The organism is Rhizobium sp. WSM409, assembly GCF_057653825.1.
Map to the genome: position 1 here is coordinate 1,973,714 of NZ_CM172794.1, position 20,574 is coordinate 1,994,287.

Sequence of the window (20,574 nt, forward strand, 5' to 3'; positions counted from 1 at the left end):
TGACCGAAAGTTGCTATGGGCACGAAGTCCGGGATGGATCGGACCTTGGTCTGAGCTTCGCTCGCGCGGCCTGCCGGGCTCAACTCTCCCCGAGCGCTCGGCGGCGGCGGTAAGTCCCGACCGCAATGGCGAGCGCGACGATAATCAGTGCTGCCGCAACGGCGAAGGTGACCCGCATACCTGAGGCGACGGCCTCGGGATGCGCCGCTGTGATATCGGGTGCTCCCGAAGAGAGCGCGAAGACGGCGCCCATCACGGATGCGCCGGTAATCAGCCCGAGATTGCGCGACAGGTTGAGCATGCCGGAGATGACGCCTCGCTGGTCGGGACGGACATCCGCCATGACGGCAGTGTTGTTGGCCGCCTGGAACAGCTGATAACCGGGTGTCAGCATGGCGATGGCGGCGATGTAGCCTGATATCCCGGGCAGCACGGCCATGGCGACGGAGGCTGCCGCCATGGCAACGAGCCCTGCGACAACCACGAAGGACGTGTCCAGACGGTCGACCAGGCGGCCAGCCGGGACCCCGCTCAAGATGGAGATGACGGGCCCGATCGACATGACGATGCCAACGAGAGCTTGATTGAGCCCGAGCGCATGGGAAAGGTAGAATGGCGCCACCACCAGCGTCGCCATCATCACAGTCGAAACCAGCGCGTTCATCGCCAGGCTGGCGCTGAGGACGCGATTGCGAAATTCCGTCAACTGGATCAGCGGCGATGCCGCTCTCGCCTCGGCTAAGACGAACAAACCGGTGCCGAAGACGGCGGCCGAGAGCAGAGCGACGTTCAGCGGCCCAAAGCGGCCGTGCCCGATCGTCATCGCCAGCGCATAGGCCGAAAGCGTCAGCGCAAGCAGCAGTGTGCCCGCCAAGTCGAAGCCCTTCCGATCCGTCTTCCCCTTGCTGATATCGGCGGGCAAATGGCGATAGGCGAGAACGAAGGTCAGAACGCCGAGCGGCACGTTGACGAGAAAGATTGCCGGCCAGCCGAGCCCGGCGATCAGCAGGCCGCCGAGCGAAGGCCCAAGAGCGGTGCCGATCGCCGACATCGTTCCGAGCAGCCCCATGACGCTCCCGGTTTTTTCCTTCGGCACCGTTTCGCCGACAAAGGCCATGGTGAGCGCCATCATGATGGCCGCACCCAGCCCCTGCACGGCGCGCGCGGCAATCATCAGCCATAAAGTCGGCGCGACGCCGCAGAGGATCGAGGCCAGCGTGAAGAGCAGGATGCCGATGAGCAGCAGCCGGCGTCGGCCGGTGATGTCGCCGAGCCGTCCGACGCTGACGACCAGGGTGGTGATGGCAAGGAGATAGGCGAGAACGATCCACTGCACATCCTGGAAGGACGCATTGAACGCTTGCGCCAAGCTCGGCAGGCCGACATTGGCGATGCTGGTGCCGAGTGACGGCAACAACATCGAGAGGGAAAGACTGGCAAGCGCCCATCGTACGGAGGGTGACTGTTCGGCGATGGCCTCGCTTCGCTCTGCAATGATCGATTTCACCACGTGAACTCCGTTTTCTCTTAGTTCCCCAAATGGAACTGGTGAAAACCTAGTCCTATGTTTGATATGGCGGAAGGCGCATGATTTTCACTTCATTCATGCGTTTGGCGCCACATCACGATGAAAGCGTGTTATAGCTGATGCATGTCGACACCCGATCTCAACTTGCTGGTCACTCTCGATGTGCTGCTTGCCGAGGGCAGCGTTGCGCGTGCGGCACAAAGGCTGCGGCTCAGCCCGTCGGCGATGAGCCGGGCCTTAGCGCGATTGCGCGAAACGACGGGCGATCCGCTGCTGGTGCGCGCCGGCCGCGGCCTCGTCCCCACGCCGCGCGCGCTCGAACTGCGCGAGCGGGTCGGCCGGATTGTCGAGGACGCGCAGGCGGTCCTGCGTCCTGCCGAGGCGCTTGATCTTCAACGCTTGGTCCGGACGTTCACCTTGCGCACCAGCGAAGGCTTTGCCGAGAGCTTCGGACCTGATCTTATCGCACGCCTCGGCCGGCAAGCGCCCGGCGTGCGGCTGCGCTTCGTGCAGAAGCCGGACAAGGACAGCGCCCCGCTTCGCGACGGGACCGTCGATCTGGAAACCGGCGTCGTCGGCGGGACGACCGGGCCGGAGGTGCGGGCGCAGGCCTTGTTCCGCGATCGTTTCATCGGCGTCGTGCGCTTGGGGCATCCGCTTTGCGAGCGCGAGTTGACGCCCTCCCTTTATGCCGCCGGCCAGCACATCTACGTCTCACGGCGCGGGCTCGACAAGGGACCGATCGATGAAGCCTTGACCGCGCTCGGGCTGGAGCGGCAGATCGCCACCATCGTCAGCGGCTTTTCCACGGCACTGGCGCTCGCCCGAACCTCCGATCTGATCGCCAGCGTGCCCGAACGGCACACCGGAGCCTTGCGCGCGGGAATGCATAGTTTCCCCCTCCCCGTCCCGACGCCCGAGATCACGGTGTCATTACTCTGGCACCCCAGGATTGATGCCGATCCCGCGCATCGCTGGCTGCGCGGCTGCGTTCGGGACGCCTGCGCGCGCGCTGATTGAAGGAGTGCGTAGGATCTGAGGTCGGGCCGATTGATCCGTTCGTGTGGTTGACTATCCCGCGTCGCCATGATTTCCCGTCGGGATCACCAAACGGGGACGTTATGACCGACATCATTGTAAAAGACAGCAACGGAAGCCAGCTGCACGACGGCGATTCCGTGACGCTGATCAAGGACCTCAAGGTCAAGGGAACCTCGGAGACGTTGAAGCGTGGAACGCTGGTCAAGGGCATTCGCCTGACCGACAATCCGGGCGCGATCGAGTGCAGCACCAAGCAGGTCAAAGGCCTGGTGCTGAAAACCGAGTTTTTGAAGAAGGCATAGGATCTGCCTCGCCTGCGATGCTCGGTCGACGCTTCGTAAGTCCGACTCCGACGATCAATCGGCTTTCATCGCCTCCTGCGGCACTTCCTCGGTGATCACCTCGAAACGGGAGAGTGTAGCCGGGCCGAAGGCTGTCGACATCGCGACGTCGGTGGCGTCGCGGCCGGTCCCCATCAGGATCCGGCCGATGCGAGGCGTGTTGTGGCGGGCATCGACCGTATGCCAATGACCGCCGAGAAAGACCTCGAACCAGGCACTGAAATCCATCGGATTGGGATCGATCGGAACGCCGATATCGCCGAGATAGCCGGTGCAATATCGTGCGGGAATATTCATGCATCGGCAAAGCGCGATGGCGAGATGGGCAAAGTCGCGGCAAACGCCCGCCTTGTCGGTGAAGCCGCCATGCGCGGTCCTGAGCACGTCGGCCTTCAGGTAATCGAAAGTGATGTGGTCATGGACGAAATCGCAGATCGCCTGGACACGCGCCCAGCCGAGCGGCGTCGACGAGAACCTTGCCCAGGCGAAATCCGCAAGCCTGTCGGTGTCGCAATAACGGCTGCCGAGCAGGAAGACCAGCACATCGTCCGGCAGATCATTGATCCCGTGCTGGACGGCATCGTCGGGAACGATGTCGGGTTGGCCGCTGTCATAGATCTCGAACTCCGTGGAGATCGTCGTCAGCCCGGGCGGAGCGACGATCCGGCTGCAGGCATTGCCGAACCCATCTGTATAGCCCCAGGCCTCGATCGGCCGGTCGAATGTCAGGATCTGATCGCTGAGAAGATCAGCGCGACGGGAGGGATGGATGTTGAGGACGAGCAGCATCGGCGTCGGCTGCGTGCATTCGTAGCCCAGATGAAACCCGGCGCGTATCTTCATTGTGGCTTCCTTCTCGCGTCTCCGCATCGGTGGAGGTGAGTAGGGAACGTTGATCGCGCGACCCGGTTCCCATGGCTGCGGGCGGCCAGGCCGGAGTAATCCAAGATTACCTCAGACGTAGTCGAGATCACCTCGTGGTGACGTTGACCTGCACCGTCATGCTGTCGAAATCCTTCCCGTCCCCATCATAGCTGCCGCTCAACGGGACGGCCTGGCGCGGATCTCGGGCAACCGCGACACGAATGAGATCGCGGTTGCCGACGATGCCGTTGGTCGGATCGAACTCCGTCCAGCCGGCGCCTGGAAGATAGACCTGGCACCAAGCATGCGTGGAACCGCCGCCGAGCACGGTGGAACCGTCCCGGTCGGGAACATAGACATAGCCCGTGACGAACCGCGCCGCGAGGCCAAGCACCCGTGCCGCCTCCATCATCAGAAGCGCAAAATCCCGGCAGGTGCCGGAGCGAAGCTGCAAGGTCTGCAACGGCGTCTGGGTTCCATGTTCCTGGCGCCGCGCGTAGACGAAGCTCTCGCGGATGGCGTAACAGAGCGTCATCAGCAGATGCCCGGTCTCTGTTGGACGCCCCTGGCGCACGAACTGGCGTGCCCAGCGCCCGACCTCGTCGTTCGGGTCGGGATAATGGCGCTGCATCGCCGGCGTCAGATCGGCAATTTCGTCCTTGTCGTAGGAGAATGGATAGGTCAGGGCCGCATCGTCGACCTTGAGATCCAGGGCGACCTGCGGCGTATGATCGAGCGTGATCCAGGTTTCGAAACGAAGTTCGGACGCCGGCCTCGAAAAATCGACGAGCGCCACGCAATTGCCGAAAACATCGTGGATCCAGCGCACATGGCTTTCCTCAGGATAGATCGTCAACGACGCTTCGATCAGCCGCTGGTCGAAACTGTCGCGCGGCCGGAACATCAAGCGATGCTCGCCGAAATCGACGTCCCTGACGTAACGATAGGACGTGATGTGGCGGACAGAGAAAATCGTCATAAGCCGCCGTCGAATCTGTTCACTTTGCTGCTCCAAGGCGGCAACGCCGCCTCTCCTCTGCGGAAGCGCCCTGCCGGCTTTCCCGCTCATCCCGATTTCTTGTCATATAAGCACGTTCGAAAGATTGCTATTGTATCTTCACCGATCGGCGGCGGGGCCGTCCAACCTAAGAGGATAACATGCATATCATCTGGGACGTTCTGACGCTTCTGCTGACAATCGGCTCCCTCTATGGCGGTCGCGAATACCGGATTATTCGCGCTCGTGCCCGCGCTCAGAACTGGGGCAACTTCTGATTCGATCCGGACATCTCTGATTCGATTCCGAATCCTGGCCGCATTGGTCGTTGCCGATCGCCATTACGTCGAATGACGTAAAGTCATGCGCTTAAGAAAATGCTTTATTAGTCGAGGCGGAAGCCTATCCGCCCATTCTCCCTGTTAATCCTAAGCCCGCCTCACCCCAGGCGGGCTTTTTTATTCCATCGCCTGCATCACTTCTTGGCGCCGGCCGAAAGCACCCGATGTGTTGCATTGTCCATTGCGTGGCTTGCTTCCTGTCCATCCTTCTTCAGCCCGTATGCGGTATTGCCGCAGCCGGAAAGTGTCAGCAAGCCGATGCAGGCGATGGCGATTGCAGCTTTTGGCATCAAGTGGTCCCCTTGGCTGAATGGCGATTCAGAGCATGATCGCGAAAAGTGTGAGCGGTTTTGACATCATGCTCTAACTCTTAATTTGCAACAGGATTCAGATTTTAGGTCGACTGGGCCTAAAATCATCCTGTTCTAGGGAAAATGATACACTCCTCGACAAAATCAATCGGCAGGCGATAAGCGCGAGTGGCGGTATGGAACTCCCTGACGCGGATCGGCGTTTAGGGGTGCCATCCAACCGGGTTAATGACATGGATTATGAGCTTGCCTTCGCCGCGACGGTCGCAACAGCGTCTTTCCTCGTCTTTATGCTGATCGTACACCGGACCTGATCGCCCGCGACGCGGATTGCCCGACGGCGCGCGACAGCGCCGGCCCGTTCTGCGGCCGCGTGTCTGCGAGCCAGAGAGACTGCATCTCCAGCTGCATCTAAAGCATCTCGCGCCAAAGGCGACGAGCCGGCAGAGTGTGGAAGGTCTGGAGCGAAAGTAGCATGATCCGCCAGCAGACACGGCAGGGCTGCAAAAATAAACGTTTTGACATCCGAAAGTATTACGACGTCAGCGGATGTATTAAATTTTAACTAATTGCCATGCTTAACTATCTGTTAACAATATTCTTGCGCTCCTTCCGCTTCCGCTTATGCTTTACGCAAACGGGAGAGGAAAGATGTTTAGCAAAAGCTTGATTATGCCTTTTGGCTTCGCATTGCTGGCCATTGCTGGCCTCCTGTTTCAGATCGTCGCATACGCGGTGCACTCCCCGGTCACCCTGCTGCAGCCGTGAGTCACATAAGTTGCTGAACCCGCAAAGCAATCTCAGTAACTAGGAGTGGAACTTCGTTTCGTTTCGTGCATTCTGTGACTCGTTTTGCCAGGAGGGAGATAACTATGGAAAGCGCAGGCGTGGGTTGGATTGCAGCCATCATTATCGGCGGTGTCGCCGGATGGCTGGCGGAAAAGGCAATGCGCAGCAGCATGAGCCTGCTCATGAACATATTGCTCGGCATCATCGGCGCTATTGTCGCCAACTGGATCCTGGGTCTTTTGCACATCCAGCCGCTCGCCGGTTGGCTGGGTTATCTGATCACCGGTTTCGTCGGTGCCTGCATCTTGATCGCGATCGGGCGCGTCATCCGCCGCTGACTTGGCCGCGCCAACTGAGCCCGGTCGCGTCAGCTGGCCCGGCTACTTTTGGACGGATGCAAACACTAAAAGCCGGGCGTTCATGGCGCCCGGCTTTTCTTCACTCTGAATTGCCGTTCAGCGGCGGCTGAGCAGGCCGAACACGTAGGCAATGCCTGCCGTCACGGCGAGTGCCACGAGCGGTTCTTCGCGTACCTTGTCGCGCAGCCGTTCCGTCATCACCGAAGCCTCGTCGGTCACCGCCGACTTCGCCCCCTGCCCCAGCGCGACCACGCTTTCCGTTAGCCGGGAGAGATCGTTGCGAAGGGCTGCGACCTGCGCCGACAGATCGTCTGCTGCTATATCAGCCTTGACGCGCGCAGCGGTGGATTCGGCGGAAGCGGTTTTCAATTCTGCCATGGTCTGCTCCTGTTTCATGGGATGCCGCTTCAACGAAATGGCGGCCCGAAAGGTTCCGTCGCAACCGATCTTTTGTTCTCCGCAAAGCCGCCGCGGCGGAGCGGTCGACTTGTGCAGCTTTTCGCGTGACAAACCCTTCATTTCCTGTCGGGTTTGTTTTAAGGAACGTCGAATGTCCGCCCGCGCGCGGGTCAATGATACTGCGAGGTTTGCGTTTCTATGTTCCATATCCTGAGAAGAGCTGCTCAGACCTGGGTTGCCAAGCTGCTCCTGCTTCTGCTCGTCGTGTCTTTCGGCGCCTGGGGCGTGTCGCATCAGCTGCTGACAGGCGGTAACAGCACCACGGTCGTGACCGTTGGCGATCAGCATGTGGACGTCAACGAATTCCACCTCGCCTATCAGCGCCAGGTGGCAAACCTCAGCCAGCAGTTCGGCACGCGCCTCACCCCCGAGCAGGCCCGCGCCTTCGGCGTCGAGCAGCAGGTGCTCGCCCAGCTCGTCGCCGGCGCCTCGATCGACCAGCTCGCCGAAGACATGAACCTCGGCCTTTCCGAAGATCGCCTCGCCCAGCTGATCGCTGACGATCCGGCTTTCAAGGCCGTCAACGGCCGGTTCGACCGCGAGCTCTTCATCTCGCGTCTGCGCAATGCCAACATCCGCCAGGACGATTACATCAAGGAGCGCAGCAAGGTCGCTGTCCGCAGCCAGGTGGTCGATGCCATCTCGAATGGTTTCACCGCACCGAAGACCCTGGTCGACGCCCTTAAGCTCTATGGTGATGAAAGCCGCAGCATCGATTACCTGCTGCTCACCAATGCCAATATCGAGCCGATCAAGGCACCTGCCGACGACGTGCTGGCAACCTGGTTCGAAGGTGTCAAGCAGCGCTACCGGGCGCCCGAATACCGTAAGGTCGCCTATCTCAAGCTGCAGCCTGCCGATATCGCCGATGCCGCGACCGTCACCGACGACCAGATCCACGAAGCCTTCGACAAGAGCAAGGATACCTATCGCACGCCGGAAAGCCGCACCATCGAACAGCTGACCTTCGCCAGCAAGGATCTCGCCACCGCCGCCGAAACGGCGCTGAAGAGCGGCACCAGCTTCGACCAGCTGGTCTCCGACCAGGGCAAGACGGCAAGTGACGTGCTGCTCGGCGAATTCACCAAGGACAAGGTTCCCGACCAGGCGGTTGCCGATGCGGCCTTCGCAGTTTCGCGCGATGGCGGCACGACGCCTGTCGTCGATGGCTCCTTCGGCTCGGTCATCCTGCGCGTCACCAACATCAAGTCGGAAACGGCGAAGAATTTCGATGAGGTGAAGGAGGATATCCGCAAGCAGCTGTCGCTCTCCAACGCCTCCCAGGAAGTGATCAACGTTCATGACCGCATCGAGGACCTGCGCGCCGGCGGTTCGACGCTCGAGGATATCGCCGGCCAGCTGAAGCTCAAAGCCGTCACCGTCGATGCCGTCGATATGACCGGCGCCGACAAGGACGGCCAAGAGGTCAAGGATATTCCCGTCAAGCAGCAGCTGCTCGGCGAAGCCTTCAAGACCGAGGTTGGCGTCGATGCGCCGCCGCTGCCGATCGGCAATGACGGCTATGTCTGGTTCAACGTCCGCGAAATCACGCCGGACCGCGACCGCCCGGTCGCCGAAGTGCGCGAAAAGGCCGTCGAGGACTGGACGGCGGAACAGCAGAAGGCCGAGCTCGCAAAGAAGGCCGATGCATTGAAGGCCGAGGCGAAAAAGGGCACTGCCCTTGCCGATATCGCAACGCCGCTCGGCATTGCCGTCGAAAGCAAGAGCGGCGTCACCCGTTCCACCGATGATGCGGTCCTCGGCCGGGCCGGCGTCACCGCCGCCTTCTCCGGCCCGCTCGACACGGTCGCGAGCGCTGTCGGCGCCGATCCCTCGACGCAGATCCTGCTGAAGGTCACCGAGGTCAACACCCAGCCGACCGGCGACGTGCTGAACAACCGCGATGCCCAGATCACCGCCATGGCTAATGCCGCCGGCGATGATATTCTCGATCAGATGGTCAACCTGCTGCAGACGCAGTACGGCGCCGAGATCAACCAGACGCTCGCTGAACAGGCGACGACCCGCTAGGAGGCTTTATGACCGATCTGAAGCCGTTCCTGGCCAAGGCCGCAAGCCGCGAGCCGCTGACGCGTGACGAGGCCCGCGCTGCCTTCGACATCCTGATGTCGGGCCAGGCGACACCCTCGCAGATCGGTGGCTTCCTGATGGCGCTGCGCGTGCGCGGCGAAACCGTCGACGAGATCGTCGGCGCCGTCACCGCAATGCGCTCGAAAATGCTGACCGTCGAGGCGCCGGCCGATGCGATCGACATTGTCGGCACCGGCGGCGATGCCAGCGGCACCTACAATATCTCGACGCTGGCGGCGCTAATCGTCGCCGGCGCTGGTGTTCCCGTCGCCAAACACGGCAATCGGGCGCTGAGTTCGAAATCGGGCGCGGCCGACAATCTGGCCGCACTCGGCGTCAAGCTCGACGTCGGCCCCGAGATCATCTCCCGCTGCATTGCCGAGGCCGGCGTCGGATTCATGTTCGCGCAGATGCATCATTCCGCCATGCGCCATGTCGGCCCCTCAAGGGTCGAGCTCGGCACGCGGACGATCTTCAACCTGCTCGGGCCGCTCTCCAATCCGGCCGGCGTTCGCCGCCAACTGCTCGGCGTCTTCTCGCCGCAATGGCTGGTGCCGCTTGCCGAAGTCATGCGCGATCTCGGCTCCGAATGCGTCTGGGTCGTCCATGGCGACGGCCTCGACGAGATCACTACCACCGGCGTCACACAAGTGGCGGCACTCGAAGACGGCAAGATCCGCACCTTCGAGCTTTCGCCCGCCGATTTCGGCGTCAGCCCTTGCGTGCTTGCGGATATCAAGGGCGGTGACGGTGTCGCCAATGCCGCGGCCCTTCGCGAGGTGCTCGGCGGCGCCAAGAATGCCTATCGCGATGTCTCGCTCGCCAATGCCGCCGCCTCGCTCGTCATCGCCGGCAAGGTCGAGACGATCCGCGACGGCATGACGCTGGCCACGCAGTCGCTGGATAGTGGCTCCACCGCGCTCGCCCTCGACAAACTCATCGCCGTTTCCAACGATATCGACTAGGATTGCCCGATGACCGATATCCTGAAGAAGATCGAACTCTACAAGCGCGAAGAGATCGCCGTTGCCAAGGCGACAGTGTCGCTTGCCGATCTGAAGGCGATGCAGACCGGCCAGTCCGCCCCGCGCGGCTTCCACAAGGCGCTCATTGCCAAGCGTGATTCCGGCCGCTTCGGCCTGATCGCCGAAATCAAGAAGGCAAGCCCCTCGAAGGGCCTCATTCGCCCGGATTTCGATCCACCGTCGCTGGCCAGCGCCTATGAGGCCGGCGGTGCCGCCTGCCTTTCGGTGCTGACCGACAGTCCGAGTTTCCAGGGCGCGCCGGAATTTCTGACAGCCGCCCGTGCTGCCTGCGCGCTGCCGGCGCTGCGCAAGGATTTCATGTTCGAGACCTATCAGGTGCACGAGGCCCGCGCCTGGGGCGCCGATTGCATCCTCTTGATCATGGCCTCGCTGTCCGACGATGAAGCCGAACGCCTGCAGGACGAGGCCTTCGCCCTCGGCATGGACGTGCTGGTCGAAGTCCACGACGCAGAGGAGATGGAGCGGGCGCTGAAACTCTCCTCGCCGCTCATCGGCATCAACAACCGCAATCTGCGTACTTTCGAGGTCAGCCTCACCGTCAGCGAGGCGCTTGCCCCCATGGTGCCTGATGACCGGCTCCTGGTTGGCGAAAGCGGCATCTTCACCCATGCCGATTGCCAGCGCCTGCAGGCCGTCGACATCAATACCTTCCTTGTCGGGGAGAGCCTGATGCGCAAGGAGGACGTCGCCGCCGCCACCCGCGCACTGCTCTTCGGCGAAGCCGCCATCGCGGCCGAATGATATGAGCGGCGCAAAGCCCGGTCTGACCCATATCGGTGCCTCCGGCGAGGCACATATGGTCGATGTCTCCGATAAGGCCGAGACGGTGCGCATCGCCACTGCCGAAGGCCATGTTAAGATGGCGTCGGAAACGCTTGCTCTCATCGTCCAAGGAAATGCCAAGAAGGGTGATGTGATCGGCACGGCGCGCCTTGCCGGCATCATGGCGGCAAAACGCACCGCCGATCTCATCCCGCTCTGCCATCCGCTGATGCTGACGAAGGTCACGGTCGAGATCGCGGAAGATGCCGCCCTGCCCGGCCTGCGCGTTACGGCGACCGCCAAGCTGAGCGGCAAGACCGGTGTGGAGATGGAGGCGTTGACCGCTGTCTCGGTCGCTTGTCTGACGATCTACGACATGGCCAAGGCGGCCGATAAGGCAATGGAGATCGGCGGCATCCGGCTTCTAGAAAAGTCCGGGGGCAAATCCGGCGATTTCCGTCATCCGGAGGCAAGATGAACCTTCTCCCGGTCGCCGACGCCCTGAGCCGCCTGCTCTCCCGCGCAAAGCCCATTGCTGCGTCCGAGACGCTGCCGCTTGCCGAAGCCGAGGGCCGCGTCCTGGCCGTCGATCTGACGGCCGGCCTGACCCAGCCGCCCTTCAATGCCTCCGCCATGGATGGCTATGCGCTGCGCCGCGAAGACGCGCCGGAGCCGGGCGCCGAGCTGAAGGTCATCGGCACGTCTTCCGCTGGCCACGGCTTCGAGGGAAGCGTCAGCCAGCGAGAGGCCGTCCGCATCTTCACCGGTGCGCCAGTTCCGCGAGGCGCCGACAGCGTCCTGCTGCAGGAGGATGCTGAGAAGATCGAAGGCGGTATCCGAACCAATTTCCCTGTGCGGCAGGGCCAGCACGTGCGTCCCCGCGGTCAGGATTTCGCCGAAGGCGAAGCGGTGCTGTCGGCCGGCACCGTGCTCGATTTCTCGCGGCTGACGGTCGCTGCGGGCATGAACCGGCCCGATGTCGAAGTGCTGCGGCGCCCGCTGATCGCCATCCTCGCAACCGGCGACGAACTGCTGCCGCCCGGAAGCACGCCCGGCCCTTCGCAGATCATCGCATCCAATACGTTTGGTATTGCAGCCCTTGCCCGCAAAGCCGGCGCCGATGTGCTCGATCTCGGCATCGTGCCTGACGACAAGGCCAGGATCAGCGCGGCGATCGGCACGGCGCGGGACGCCAAGGTCGATGTGATCGTCACGCTCGGCGGCGCTTCGGTCGGCGACCATGATCTGGTGCAGGCCACGCTGATCGAAGCCGGCATGCAGCTCGATTTCTGGCGCATCGCCATGCGCCCCGGCAAACCGCTGATGGTCGGCAGCTTCGGCGAGACGCATGTGCTCGGCCTGCCCGGCAACCCGGTCTCTAGCCTCGTCTGCTCGCTGCTCTTCCTTGAGCCGCTGATCCGCAGGCTCGCCTCCCTGCCGCCGGTGCGGCGCGAGGCAACGGTGGAGGCGGCCGTCACACTGCGCGCCAACGACCACCGGCAGGACTATATCCGTGCGAAACTTTCGAAATCCGCCGCCGGCCACTGGCTCGCCGAACCTTTCGGCAAGCAGGATTCTTCGATGATGAAGGTCTTCGCCGCAGCCGACTGTCTCGTCATCCGCCCGCCGCATGCACCGGAGCTGCCGGCCGGAGCGCCCTGCCCGGTCATGCTGTTGCGGCCTGACCTCCTGGCATAATCTCGCCTTCAACTTTGCCGGAGAGCGCAAAGACACCCGCCTGCACGGCACCGCCGCCAGTGCCCCCGCCGAAATCCGCAACTGCATGGGTGGCGATTCGGTCGAGTTCTCCCTGCGGCAGGTAGGCCCGCTCGGGATCGCCGATCAGCACCTCGACGCCGCTCGCCTGGCAACGCCGCAGGAAGGCCATCACCCGCAAGGCAAGCGAGGGATCGTAGAACAGGTCGCCGACCACGAGAAGGTCAGTCGCTGGTGGCTGATCCTCGATAATATCGGCGGCCAAGGCCACGATGTTCACACCGTTGATCGCTGCGTTGAGCCCGATTGCGGCAATGGCATTGGCATCGATGTCGATAGCGGTCACCGTGGCTGCTCCGGCCTTCGCCGCGGCAATGGCCACGAGCCCGGAGCCAGCGCCGAGATCGAGCACCCGGCGGCCGGTCACCATTTCCGGTCGATCGAGCAGATGGCGGGCAAGCACTGCGCCGCCGGCCCAGGGATAGGCCCAGTAAGGCGGCGGATCGGCCTCTCCGCGGCCGGCAAGCCGCCAGAGCCCGCTCGCGGGCCCTGCCGTATGAATCCGGATCTCGGGGATGGATGGAACGGGTGATATAGGCAGGTTGGCACGGATGAAGACGGCCGGATCGGGTTGAGACATGCCCGGGCGTTTCATCGTCATCTGCTCCTGCCGGCGCTGTAACTGCCTATCGTTTTTAATAGCAAGAGCAGGCCGCCGTTGTAAAATTCCGCGCCATTTATGCACGCTATGATTTGGGTGGAATAATGAAGCCGAGCCAGGCTTTTCGCAAGGAACTGCACCGCTATTCGTGATGAGGTGTGCCGTATGCCATTTAAGAACGCAACACAGGCCGTTGAAGCGAGACCGTCTTGGGAGCCTCGGCGCGCGCGAGATCCGCGAGAAATTGTTCCATTAGCGGGGAATCACCAAACCGACGATAGTTGCGCTCTGTTTCAAGCGAGAAGTCGGGCTTTGCTTTGACCAAACTGGCCATGGTCGCCTTGGCCTTGTCCAGCTCTGAGCGACCAGCCTGCAACGCGGTTTGAATGAGCAGGCAATTCGAATCCTGCGGCGCGCGGATCAGGCACTCTTGGATAACGCTCGCAGCTTCATCGCTACGACCAGCCGCATAAAGCGCCTGACCATGCACATAAGCATAATATTCGGGAGCTATGGGATGAAGACGGCGGGCACGCTCAGCATTCCGTAATGCTCCATCGTAGTCACCAAAACGAACCTGGGCTTTTGCGAGCGCCATCATGCTGTCAGGATCATTCGGATTGAGTTCCACCGACCGGTGTCCCGCTTGTAAAGCACCAGCGTAATCGCCGCTTGCAGCCAAGCCGTAGCTCAATACCTGATATCCCATCGCCAGATTTGGATCGAGTCGGATGGATTGACGCGCCTCGCTCAAGCCAATCTCCAGGTCTCGGTCTGTGGCGTGGCCGCTGACGTTTTGCGTGACATCGAAGATATAGGTCATACCGAGATTGGCACGCGCCACGGCATAAGCCGGGTCTAATTCCAAAGCCCGCTGGAAAAGTCCTCGGGCGGAAAGAAGCCCCTCGGCATCTTTCGAATCGTGCGTGAAACGAGCGCGTGCCTGAAGAACGAGATCGTAGGCCTGCAAATCCTTGGTTGGGCGTTTCATCGCCTCTGCGGCTTCAGACTTGCGGACAAAGGAAACAAGGTGGGCAACGATCTCGGATGTCAACTCGCTTTCGACCGTGAATATATCATCGATATGGCGGTCATAGCTGCGCGACCAGAGGTGAGCTCCGCTATTCACGTCAATAAGTTGAGCGGCGACGCGGAGTTTATCACCCACCCGTCGAGCGCTACCTTCGATGACGTAGGCCACACCCAATTTCTCGCCGACCTTGCGGACATCGGCTTCCTGGCTTCGCATCGCATAAGCCGAGTTGCGGGCAATCACCTGAAGTTCCGAGTTTCGGGCAAGTTCAGTCGTGATGTCTTCCGTCAGCCCATCGGCAAAGTAGGCCTGTGTTGCCTCGCCGCTCATATTGTCGAAAGGCATAACAGCCACAGACGGCCGAGGGTCCGGCCGTTCACCGCTGGCAAGCACCGAAAGCTCAGCCGGTATCCGGCCGATCATTGCCGCGAGAGGAAGCGGCTGGATTGCGATTCCGATGAGCACGAGCGACGCAGCCCCAAGACAATAGCCAAGGCGAGCGCTCACGTGCGGGACAAGAGCCGCGTACCGGCTCCATTTGCTTCTCCGTCGTCCAGCGCGCGTGACCGCATAGACATCGAGTGGTTCAGGAAGGTTTTTGGCATTCCGACGTCCAATGCGGAAAAACTCGTCGCCTCGACCCCGGTCAGCACTCAAGACCACCGCACCACTAACAAAGATACTGCCAGGATCTGCCATTGCCTCAAGGCGCGATGCGACATTCACGCCATCGCCGTACATGTCACCATTGTCTTCGATGACGTCACCAAGATTGATGCCGATCCGAAATTCAAAGGGCCGCCTATCGAAGCCGTTCTGAATCTCCACCGCCGCATTCAACGCTTCGTTAACGCTCGGGAATGTAGCGAGGAAGCCATCGCCAGAGTTTTTGAATGTTCGGCCTCCATGGTGCTGGACCGCTGGATCGATCACGTCGTCAAACACGGAACGCAACTCCGCATACGTCGTCGCTTCGTTTTCCGCCATGAGCCGACTGTAGCCGACAATGTCCCCGGCGAGAATCGCTGCGAGCTTACGTTGCATCGCGGAACTTCCTGTTCGCATTTCTGTCACGTTCCACTGCCGATCGTTCTTCCGGGTGGAAGATCCACCATGGGCAGTGAAGAGCGATAGCAAAGAACGAACGGCTGGATTAGCCGTCGTTGCTCGCATGAAGTTATGAATGTGGTTTCTAAATAGGCGAACTTCCGCGCTGCAACCGATGTCTGCAGAACCTCTCCAAGGGAAGCTTAAGCTCAACTGATTGCATGCTGCGGCAGGCATCAAGAGGGTTGAGTCCTGCTGGTGCAAAAAAGGCAGACAACCTTCGTCGACGATCGTTGGCTGTCGGGCATTTATGAACCTCATTTCTAACATCATGCAGATAGTACCGCCTAATGCTCCATGCTGAGGCGAGGTAACGTCCCCAACCAACCGCCGTCTCCAGTGCGATGCCATGTCCGGAGAAGATGAGGCGCGTCTTGGGTCTAAGGTCTTTAGCGCGGCCTGCCAGCAACGGCGCTGGCGCGCGCAAATCCACCGTCCTTTCAGGGCTTCGAAAGCCTGTATTCGGGAAGAACACGCATGACAAAAATTTTTGCGTCCGTTGTGATCTCCACCTTGATCCTGGTGTCGGCGACGGCTCCTGCCGCAGCGGAGGGAGATGTCGCCTTGGGACAAAAAGCGTTTCAGCGCTGTTCCGCCTGTCATTCGACCACGGACCAGAAAAAGGCTGGACCGGGGCTCGGTGGCGTTGTCGGGCGCGCAGCCGGCTCTGTGGAGGGCGTCCGCTATTCGGCGGCTATGAAAGCGTCGGGATTAGTATGGGACGAGGCGACGTTGGACCGGTTTCTAGCAGCGCCCCGCGAAGTTGTACCGACAACCACAATGACCGTGAGCGTGTCCAAGCCTGAGGATCGGCTAAACATCATCGCTTACCTGAAGTCCCTGTCGGAGTAGCGGCGAACCTCGTGGCTCAGCAAGCCGGCGATCGATGGGCACCCGACCCGGCTGATCATCGCTGACCCCGTCTTGGGTTGACGTGTCAGCTCGTGCTTTTGCTTCGCATTCAGAAGCCGCCTTTCTAACGTCGTGCAGGTTTCGCCAACTAATTCGGCGGCGCCGGACAAGCTAACGTTATCGCGGAGAGCAGGCTCTTGGTCGACGGCGTCTCATCATCCCGGAGGTGCTGGCGGCACTCCCGTCGCCGTCGCTCTCCTTAGAGATCGACGGTCAACGAGCACATCCAGTATGAAACATCGGAGAACCGACCAGTCATGATCACACTGAATATCAACGGTAATCAGCACAAGGTCGATGCCGACCCAGAGACACCCATCCTTTGGGTCCTGCGCGACACGCTCGGTATGACCGGGACCAAGTTCGGCTGCGGCGCCGCGCTTTGCGGCGCGTGCACGATACATCTGGATGGTGAGGCCGTCCGTTCCTGCAGCACCCCTCTCTCCGCTGCCGAGGGCCTGACCATCACCACCATAGAAAAAGCGACCGACGGCAGCGACCGTGTCGGCGCAGCGGTGCACGCAGCTTGGGTCAAGCACGATGTAGCGCAGTGCGGTTATTGTCAGAGCGGTCAGATCATGAGCGCCACGGCGTTCCTCGCATCCCTGCCCTCCGGTTCGCAGCCGACTGCCTCGGAGATCGATTCGGCAATGGAAGGCAATATTTGTCGTTGCGGAACTTATGTCCGCATCCGCGCCGCCATAGCCGATGCTGCCAGCAATCTCGTCTGAAGGAGACGCCATATGTTGCCGAATAGCGAATTACCACGTGCGCTGCAGCACATGCTGGAACGGGGTCGTTCGACGGCGGTTCAGGCGTTGCCACGCCGCAGCTTTCTCAAGCTGACGGGGGCCCTCGGTCTGGCTGTCGGCATTTTCCCGCATCTGGCCGCGGCCCAGTCCACCGACGCGGATGAGGTGCCCACCGCTCTGAAGCCGACCGAGCGGCCTTCTGCATTTGTTCAAATTGCGCCAAATGGCGAAGTTATGGTCACAATCAACCGGCTCGAGTTCGGTCAAGGCGTCCAAACGGCATTGCCGATGATCCTGGCCGAAGAACTCGACGCGGACTGGAATTTAGTACGCAGCCAGCTCGGCACCAATGACATGGCCTATGTTGATCCGCTCTTCGGAATGCACCTTACCGGCGGTTCGAACACCATCAAGAACAGCTTTACGCAGTATCGCGAGTTGGGTGCCCGCGTCCGCGCCATGCTACTCGCAGCCGCGGCGGACCGCTGGAACGTGGATGTTTCGACGCTGCGAACCGAGGCCGGTGTGGTTCTGGCTTCTGATGGCCGCAAGCTCGGCTATGGAGAACTTTCCGAAGCGGCCATGGCCCTGCCCGTGCCTCAGAAAATAGCGTTGAAAGATCCGAAGGATTTCCGCATCATCGGCCAACCCACCCAGCGTCTGGACGCACAAGCCAAGAGCAGTGGCCAACAGAGTTTTGGCATCGACTTCAAGCTGCCGGGACAATTGACGGCCGTGGTGGCTCGCCCTCCGGTCTTCGGAGCCAAGATAGCCTCCCTGGACGACAGCGCAGCGCGTTCAGTAAAGGGCGTGAAAGCTGTTTTGCGGGTGCCGCTGGATCGCGGTGCAGAGGGCGTGGCCGTGGTGGCCGACGGATATTGGCAGGCATCTCAGGGCCGCAACGCCCTTAAGGTGGAGTGGGACACATCGGCTGTCGAAAAGGTCGATAGTGAAAAGCAACTTGCCCAGTTTCGCGAGATCGCCAATCGCCCCGGCCCGCGCCAGTTCGATGCCGACATGGCGCCATTGGAAACCGCACCCTTGAGTCTGGAAGCCGAGTTCGTGTTTCCATATCTCGCCCACGCGGCGATGGAACCGCTGAACTGCACGGTTCGGCTTTCCGACGATCGTGCCGAGATCTGGATGGGAAGCCAAAGTGCGGGGCTCGATGCCGGCGTTGCCGCAAACGTGCTCGGCCTCAAGCCGGAACAGGTCGTGGTGAATGTGCAAACATCGGGTGGTGGCTTCGGCCGGCGCTTTTCCAGCAGCAGCGACACGGCAATGGAGGCCTGCCAGATAGCCAAAGCCGCCAGGGCGGCGGGGCTGAAGGCGCCAGTGCGCACGCTTTGGAGCCGCGAGGACGATATGAGGGGCGGCTACTACCGTCCAACGCATCTTCACCGCGCTCGCATTGGCTTCGACAAAGAGGGCAATGTACTGGCCTGGGACCACACCATCGTCGGCCAGTCCATACTGACGGGAACCGTGTTCGAGAAGTTCCAGGTGAAGGACGGCATCGATGCCGCCACGACAGAGGGGATGCGGAGCCCCTACCCGCTTCCCATGCGCCTGACAGTACATCATCCTGCTGCCAACGTGCCGGTTCTGTGGTGGCGCAGCGTTGGCTCCACCCATACGGCTTTCGTGATGGAGACCTTGCTCGACGATATAGCGAGAGCCACCGACCAGGATCCGGTCGCATATCGAATGAAGATGTTTGGCGATGAGCATCCTCGTCATCGCGATGCACTGCAACTCGCCGTAGACAAGAGCGGTTACGGCAGTAGGACATTGGCAGAAGGCCGGGCCTGGGGTGTGGCCGTGCACGAATCCTTTTCATCCGTGGTGGCCTACGTGGTGGAAGCCTCCGTCGTCGATGGGCAGCCGAAGCTGCATCGGGTCACGGCGGGGGTGCACTGCAATCTGGCCGTCAACCCTCGGACCGTGGAAGCGCAGGTCCAAGGCGCGGCGATCATGGGCTTGTCGACGTGCCTTACCGGCTCGGAAATCACGCTCAAGGACGGTGTTGTGGAGCAAAGCAACTTCAGCGAATTCACGGTGGCAAGGATCACGGATGTGCCGGAATTCGACGTCAACATCGTACCAAGCGCGGATGCACCGACGGGCATGGGCGAACCCGGCCTGCCACCTTTGGCGCCGGCATTTGCCAATGCCATCTCGCGTCTGACAGGCAAGCCAGTCCGGCAGATGCCTTTCAACCTCGCTTAGAACCTGGCTCGGACGAGAGCCTGCCCCGGTCCTGTGTGCCGCTGAATGCAGCGGGCCGCACAGGGCCGCGATGTTCCTGTCGCGTGACGTCTCGACAACCATAGCGCTAAGACTTCGCGGTCGGCGGTGACCGCGCGCTTCACCAGCAATCAGGACAGGCTGGACTTCACGTCTATCGGCAAAATCGCGCAACTGAGAAAAGTCCCCCAACGCATCGCGACCATCTGGCAGGAGCGTCAGCCTTTGAAACGAAGCGCCTCGACGAGGAGCGCAAACGCAGCCGTATGCTGACGTCGGCTTGGGTAATACAGGTGATAGCCAGGGAACGGCTGACACCAATCGTCGAGGACCCGGATCAGTCGCCCGTCTGCAATGTATTGTGAAACCTGACTTTCGAACGTATAGGCAAGACCAAGCCCATCCAAAGCAGCGGCTTCCAGCATCAAACTATCATTGATGATGAGCGGCCCGTTCATTCTGACCACAAGCTCCTCGCCGTCGCGCTCGAACTCCCAGGCATACAATCCACCTCCTGTGGTCTGCCGGTAGCTAATACCCCGGTGGTCGCCGAGATCGCGGGGCGTCATCGGGATTGTGCGGTTCTGGAAGTAGGACGGCGATCCGACGACTGCCATGCGAAGGTCAGGGCCGATCCTGACGGCAACCATGTCTTTTTGAACCTGTTCTCCAATGCGAATACCGGCATCGAACCGGCCGGCCACGATATCCGTCAGGCCCTCGTCAAGAATGACCTCCATTTCAATATCCGGATATTCCGCCAAGAACGTTGTCATGACCGGCCAAAGCACGCTCATGGCGGCATATCGAAACGTCGTGATGCGGATAGTGCCGGCCGGCTTGTCACGAAGTGCGGTGACGGCTGCGATCTCGCTTTCGATGTGTTCAAAGGCAGGGCGGAGGCTTCGAAGCATACGCTCTCCGGCATCGGTCAGCGATAGGCTGCGTGTGGTGCGTGAGATCAGCCGCACCCCCAGCCTCTGCTCCAGCATTCTGACTGAGTAACTGACGGCAGACTGGGAAAGTCCAAGTTTGGCGGAGGCGCGCGTGAAACTTCCGGCCTCGGCGACGGCGATGAAGGCTGCAAGCTCGCTGAAATCACCGTGCCTCATTTATCTCTCTCATTTCTAACTTCATGCAGATTATACCAACTAATCAAAGTTTGTCCTCATTGCTACCTGTCATTTCACAAACCGCTTGAACGGCATGCAAGAGAG

General features: G+C 61.1%; 19 protein-coding genes. 11 read left to right on the forward strand and 8 right to left on the reverse strand.

Features of this window, described 5'->3' with window-relative positions; all coding sequences use genetic code 11:
* Positions 1–79 precede the first annotated feature (79 nt).
* Complete coding sequence (locus tag AC25BC_RS09970) at positions 80–1,507, reverse strand: MFS transporter (RefSeq protein ID WP_041935659.1); 1,428 nt, start codon at positions 1,505–1,507, stop codon at positions 80–82.
* Between the two features lie 144 nt (positions 1,508–1,651).
* Here AC25BC_RS09970 and AC25BC_RS09975 point away from each other — a divergent pair, with 144 nt between their 5' ends.
* Both AC25BC_RS09975 and AC25BC_RS09980 read left to right on the forward strand, forming a co-directional pair.
* Positions 1,652–2,548 (forward strand): LysR family transcriptional regulator, encoded by an 897-nt coding sequence (locus AC25BC_RS09975; protein ID WP_128439290.1) that lies wholly within the window; start codon positions 1,652–1,654, stop codon positions 2,546–2,548.
* Between the two features lie 101 nt (positions 2,549–2,649).
* Positions 2,650–2,871, forward strand: a complete 222-nt coding sequence (locus AC25BC_RS09980; protein ID WP_012757513.1) for an alkylphosphonate utilization protein — start codon at positions 2,650–2,652, stop codon at positions 2,869–2,871.
* A gap of 54 nt (positions 2,872–2,925) precedes the next feature.
* Here the strand turns inward: AC25BC_RS09980 and AC25BC_RS09985 are convergent, their stop codons facing one another.
* The 3 genes from AC25BC_RS09985 to AC25BC_RS09995 form a co-directional block, all read right to left on the reverse strand.
* Positions 2,926–3,753: a transglutaminase-like domain-containing protein gene (locus AC25BC_RS09985; RefSeq protein ID WP_012757514.1), complete on the reverse strand. Its 828-nt coding sequence runs from the start codon at positions 3,751–3,753 to the stop codon at positions 2,926–2,928.
* Between the two features lie 127 nt (positions 3,754–3,880).
* Positions 3,881–4,753 (reverse strand): transglutaminase family protein, encoded by an 873-nt coding sequence (locus AC25BC_RS09990; protein WP_012757515.1) that lies wholly within the window; start codon positions 4,751–4,753, stop codon positions 3,881–3,883.
* Between the two features lie 493 nt (positions 4,754–5,246).
* Positions 5,247–5,402, reverse strand: a complete 156-nt coding sequence (locus AC25BC_RS09995) for a hypothetical protein (protein WP_003539802.1) — start codon at positions 5,400–5,402, stop codon at positions 5,247–5,249.
* Between the two features lie 893 nt (positions 5,403–6,295).
* On the opposite strand from AC25BC_RS09995, the gene AC25BC_RS10000 reads away from it, so the two are divergent.
* The gene (locus AC25BC_RS10000; RefSeq protein WP_003539804.1) at positions 6,296–6,550 is read left to right on the forward strand and encodes a GlsB/YeaQ/YmgE family stress response membrane protein; all 255 of its coding nucleotides are present in this window, start codon (positions 6,296–6,298) and stop codon (positions 6,548–6,550) included.
* 117 nt (positions 6,551–6,667) lie between these two features.
* Here the strand turns inward: AC25BC_RS10000 and AC25BC_RS10005 are convergent, their stop codons facing one another.
* Positions 6,668–6,949: a hypothetical protein gene (locus tag AC25BC_RS10005; protein ID WP_003539806.1), complete on the reverse strand. Its 282-nt coding sequence runs from the start codon at positions 6,947–6,949 to the stop codon at positions 6,668–6,670.
* A gap of 219 nt (positions 6,950–7,168) precedes the next feature.
* On the opposite strand from AC25BC_RS10005, the gene AC25BC_RS10010 reads away from it, so the two are divergent.
* From AC25BC_RS10010 to AC25BC_RS10030, 5 genes are read left to right on the forward strand one after another with little or no spacing between them, the layout of a single operon-like run.
* The gene (locus AC25BC_RS10010; protein WP_128439291.1) at positions 7,169–9,061 is read left to right on the forward strand and encodes a SurA N-terminal domain-containing protein; all 1,893 of its coding nucleotides are present in this window, start codon (positions 7,169–7,171) and stop codon (positions 9,059–9,061) included.
* A gap of 8 nt (positions 9,062–9,069) precedes the next feature.
* Positions 9,070–10,086 carry an anthranilate phosphoribosyltransferase gene (gene trpD / locus AC25BC_RS10015; protein ID WP_017994114.1) on the forward strand — a complete coding sequence of 339 codons (1,017 nt, stop codon included), beginning with the start codon at positions 9,070–9,072 and terminating at the stop codon, positions 10,084–10,086.
* Between the two features lie 9 nt (positions 10,087–10,095).
* Complete coding sequence (gene trpC / locus AC25BC_RS10020) at positions 10,096–10,908, forward strand: indole-3-glycerol phosphate synthase TrpC (RefSeq protein WP_128439292.1); 813 nt, start codon at positions 10,096–10,098, stop codon at positions 10,906–10,908.
* 1 nt (position 10,909) lies between these two features.
* Complete coding sequence (moaC, locus tag AC25BC_RS10025) at positions 10,910–11,407, forward strand: cyclic pyranopterin monophosphate synthase MoaC (protein WP_128439293.1); 498 nt, start codon at positions 10,910–10,912, stop codon at positions 11,405–11,407.
* The gene (locus tag AC25BC_RS10030; RefSeq protein WP_128439294.1) at positions 11,404–12,627 is read left to right on the forward strand and encodes a molybdopterin molybdotransferase MoeA; all 1,224 of its coding nucleotides are present in this window, start codon (positions 11,404–11,406) and stop codon (positions 12,625–12,627) included. The genes moaC and AC25BC_RS10030 overlap by 4 nt, the downstream gene beginning before the upstream one ends.
* Here AC25BC_RS10030 and AC25BC_RS10035 read toward each other — a convergent pair.
* The gene (locus AC25BC_RS10035; protein ID WP_128439326.1) at positions 12,596–13,300 is read right to left on the reverse strand and encodes a class I SAM-dependent methyltransferase; all 705 of its coding nucleotides are present in this window, start codon (positions 13,298–13,300) and stop codon (positions 12,596–12,598) included. The genes AC25BC_RS10030 and AC25BC_RS10035 overlap by 32 nt on opposite strands.
* A gap of 178 nt (positions 13,301–13,478) precedes the next feature.
* A complete protein-coding gene (locus tag AC25BC_RS10040) occupies positions 13,479–15,383 on the reverse strand; it encodes an adenylate/guanylate cyclase domain-containing protein (RefSeq protein ID WP_017994118.1) in 1,905 nt (634 codons plus the stop codon).
* 540 nt (positions 15,384–15,923) lie between these two features.
* On the opposite strand from AC25BC_RS10040, the gene AC25BC_RS10045 reads away from it, so the two are divergent.
* From AC25BC_RS10045 to AC25BC_RS10055, 3 genes are all read left to right on the forward strand, one after another.
* Positions 15,924–16,298 carry a c-type cytochrome gene (locus tag AC25BC_RS10045; protein ID WP_017994119.1) on the forward strand — a complete coding sequence of 125 codons (375 nt, stop codon included), beginning with the start codon at positions 15,924–15,926 and terminating at the stop codon, positions 16,296–16,298.
* A gap of 317 nt (positions 16,299–16,615) precedes the next feature.
* Positions 16,616–17,089 carry a (2Fe-2S)-binding protein gene (locus AC25BC_RS10050; protein ID WP_017994120.1) on the forward strand — a complete coding sequence of 158 codons (474 nt, stop codon included), beginning with the start codon at positions 16,616–16,618 and terminating at the stop codon, positions 17,087–17,089.
* A gap of 12 nt (positions 17,090–17,101) precedes the next feature.
* Entirely contained in the window at positions 17,102–19,339 is a 2,238-nt protein-coding gene (locus tag AC25BC_RS10055) for a xanthine dehydrogenase family protein molybdopterin-binding subunit (protein ID WP_017994121.1), read from the forward strand.
* A gap of 236 nt (positions 19,340–19,575) precedes the next feature.
* Here the strand turns inward: AC25BC_RS10055 and AC25BC_RS10060 are convergent, their stop codons facing one another.
* Positions 19,576–20,469 carry a LysR family transcriptional regulator gene (locus AC25BC_RS10060; protein WP_018072151.1) on the reverse strand — a complete coding sequence of 298 codons (894 nt, stop codon included), beginning with the start codon at positions 20,467–20,469 and terminating at the stop codon, positions 19,576–19,578.
* Positions 20,470–20,574: the final 105 nt, after the last annotated feature.

What these genes read in the sequence shown, in the direction of transcription:
- AC25BC_RS09975 (WP_128439290.1), top strand. Translation starts at nt 1,652, where the DNA reads ATGTCGACACCCGATCTCAACTTGCTGGTCACTCTCGATGTGCTGCTT.
- AC25BC_RS09980 (WP_012757513.1), top strand. Translation starts at nt 2,650, where the DNA reads ATGACCGACATCATTGTAAAAGACAGCAACGGAAGCCAGCTGCACGAC.
- AC25BC_RS09985 (WP_012757514.1), bottom strand. Translation starts at nt 3,753, where the DNA reads ATGAAGATACGCGCCGGGTTTCATCTGGGCTACGAATGCACGCAGCCG.
- AC25BC_RS09990 (WP_012757515.1), bottom strand. Translation starts at nt 4,753, where the DNA reads ATGACGATTTTCTCTGTCCGCCACATCACGTCCTATCGTTACGTCAGG.
- AC25BC_RS09995 (WP_003539802.1), bottom strand. Translation starts at nt 5,402, where the DNA reads ATGCCAAAAGCTGCAATCGCCATCGCCTGCATCGGCTTGCTGACACTT.
- AC25BC_RS10000 (WP_003539804.1), top strand. Translation starts at nt 6,296, where the DNA reads ATGGAAAGCGCAGGCGTGGGTTGGATTGCAGCCATCATTATCGGCGGT.
- AC25BC_RS10005 (WP_003539806.1), bottom strand. Translation starts at nt 6,949, where the DNA reads ATGGCAGAATTGAAAACCGCTTCCGCCGAATCCACCGCTGCGCGCGTC.
- AC25BC_RS10010 (WP_128439291.1), top strand. Translation starts at nt 7,169, where the DNA reads ATGTTCCATATCCTGAGAAGAGCTGCTCAGACCTGGGTTGCCAAGCTG.
- trpD (WP_017994114.1), top strand. Translation starts at nt 9,070, where the DNA reads ATGACCGATCTGAAGCCGTTCCTGGCCAAGGCCGCAAGCCGCGAGCCG.
- trpC (WP_128439292.1), top strand. Translation starts at nt 10,096, where the DNA reads ATGACCGATATCCTGAAGAAGATCGAACTCTACAAGCGCGAAGAGATC.
- moaC (WP_128439293.1), top strand. Translation starts at nt 10,910, where the DNA reads ATGAGCGGCGCAAAGCCCGGTCTGACCCATATCGGTGCCTCCGGCGAG.
- AC25BC_RS10030 (WP_128439294.1), top strand. Translation starts at nt 11,404, where the DNA reads ATGAACCTTCTCCCGGTCGCCGACGCCCTGAGCCGCCTGCTCTCCCGC.
- AC25BC_RS10035 (WP_128439326.1), bottom strand. Translation starts at nt 13,300, where the DNA reads ATGAAACGCCCGGGCATGTCTCAACCCGATCCGGCCGTCTTCATCCGT.
- AC25BC_RS10040 (WP_017994118.1), bottom strand. Translation starts at nt 15,383, where the DNA reads ATGCAACGTAAGCTCGCAGCGATTCTCGCCGGGGACATTGTCGGCTAC.
- AC25BC_RS10045 (WP_017994119.1), top strand. Translation starts at nt 15,924, where the DNA reads ATGACAAAAATTTTTGCGTCCGTTGTGATCTCCACCTTGATCCTGGTG.
- AC25BC_RS10050 (WP_017994120.1), top strand. Translation starts at nt 16,616, where the DNA reads ATGATCACACTGAATATCAACGGTAATCAGCACAAGGTCGATGCCGAC.
- AC25BC_RS10055 (WP_017994121.1), top strand. Translation starts at nt 17,102, where the DNA reads ATGTTGCCGAATAGCGAATTACCACGTGCGCTGCAGCACATGCTGGAA.
- AC25BC_RS10060 (WP_018072151.1), bottom strand. Translation starts at nt 20,469, where the DNA reads ATGAGGCACGGTGATTTCAGCGAGCTTGCAGCCTTCATCGCCGTCGCC.